Annotated in this window: 1 protein-coding gene; it reads right to left on the reverse strand. The window is 57.6% G+C overall.

Going from position 1 to position 1589, the window contains the following annotated elements:
* Positions 1–253: 253 nt before the first annotated feature.
* Entirely contained in the window at positions 254–1471 is a 1218-nt protein-coding gene (locus tag VB144_12185; protein ID MEA4884387.1) for an IS256 family transposase, read from the reverse strand.
* Positions 1472–1589 lie beyond the last annotated feature (118 nt).

The following is a 1589-nucleotide window of genomic DNA, read 5'->3' on the forward strand; positions in this document are numbered from 1 at the left end:
GTGTAAATTGCCGCTGTGATTCTCCTCAGATCCAGACTCCCGAATCTCCTCTAGTCTCATCGCTTGTCCCAGCTCTTCCGGTATGTGCGTCACATCTGCGAAACTGCTGAGCGTTGACGGCACGGTTTCATCCGGTGGGCGCCGCCGCCTGGGAGCCGCATCAGGGGCTCCTTGCCGGCGGCGGCGCTGTACCCCATGCGATTCCACAGCCGTGCTTCGGCCTGTTCGGGCAGCCGATAAGATGCACTGACGCCTACTCAACCGGAGGCAGCGCTATCGTCGCGTCAGCCGGCGGCAACAGTTTGCTCATGGACTCCTGGCTGAAGTATCTGCGCAACACGATCCACTCGTCGTTCTGCTCAATCATCACCGATCCGAGGAGTCTCAGCGCGGAATCATCGTTGGGAAAGATGCCTACTACGTCGGCCCGTCGCTTGATCTCCTTGTTCAGCCTTTCAAGAGGGTTTGTCGAGTGAATCTGTCTGTGGTGTTCCTTCGGAAACGCCATGTACGCCAGGATGTCATCTTCACATTCGCAAAGCATCTGCGCAACTTTGGGGAACCTTCCTTCCAGAGTGGCTGCGACCTGACGGAGCTGGGCCTTGGCGGTTTCCTGGTCGGGCTGAGCAAATATCGTCCGGATGTAAGCAGCGACCATCTGCTGGCCGGCCCGAGGCACATGGGCAAGCGCATTGCGCATGAAATGCACCGTGCATCTTTGCCACGACGCTCCGAGCAGAGCCTTCTGGATCGCTTTCTTGAGCCCCTCGTGGGCGTCGCTTATCACAAGCTTCACCCCGCCAAGTCCCCTGGACACCAGGCCCTTCAGGAATTCGTGCCAGAACGGCTCGCTTTCGCAGGGGCCTATGGCGAAACCGAGAATCTCGCGTTCGCCTGTCATCTTGACGCCCAGCGCTATCACCAGAGCCTTGCTTACAACACTGTGGTCGGATCTCACCTTCAGGTACGTTGCGTCTAGCCACAGATACGGGTAGGGACCCTCAAGCGGCCTGCTGAGAAAGAGATTGACCTCCTCGTCCAGTTCCTTAGCTATCCTCGAAACCTCGCTCTTGTCCATGCCGTCCAGGCCCAACGCCCTTACGAGGTCGTCCACCTTGCGCGTGCTGACTCCGTGGATGTATGCCTCCTGAACTACCGACAGGATGGCCTTTTCCGCCATCTTCCGGGGTTCAAGGAAGCTGGGGAAGAATGACCCCTCCCTAAGCTTGGGTATCCTCAGGTCCAGACTGCCCACTCGCGTCTCCCAAGGCCTGTCTCTATGTCCATTCCGAGATGTGGCCCTCTCGGGCGTCCTTTCGTATCTCCCTGCTCCGATCCTCTCTGCAGCTTCAAGCTCAATGAGCCTTTGGGTCAGGAGTTGCGCACCGTCCCTCAGGAAATCCGCATCCTCGTCCATTCCTATCTGGCGAAGAATATCCAACAGTGATACATTTCTCTTGGCAGCTGCCATCGTGGTTACCCCCTCGGATTGTATTGCTTTACACCCGAAGAGAACCACATGGCGGCTGTCCCTGTCAATACGCCCAGGATCCTTCCGCCGAATTTACACCACTACCTAAGACACTAAC

It is taken from the genome of Clostridia bacterium, from assembly GCA_034926675.1.
Classification (GTDB): domain Bacteria; phylum Bacillota; class DTU025; order DTU025; family DTU025; genus JAYFQW01.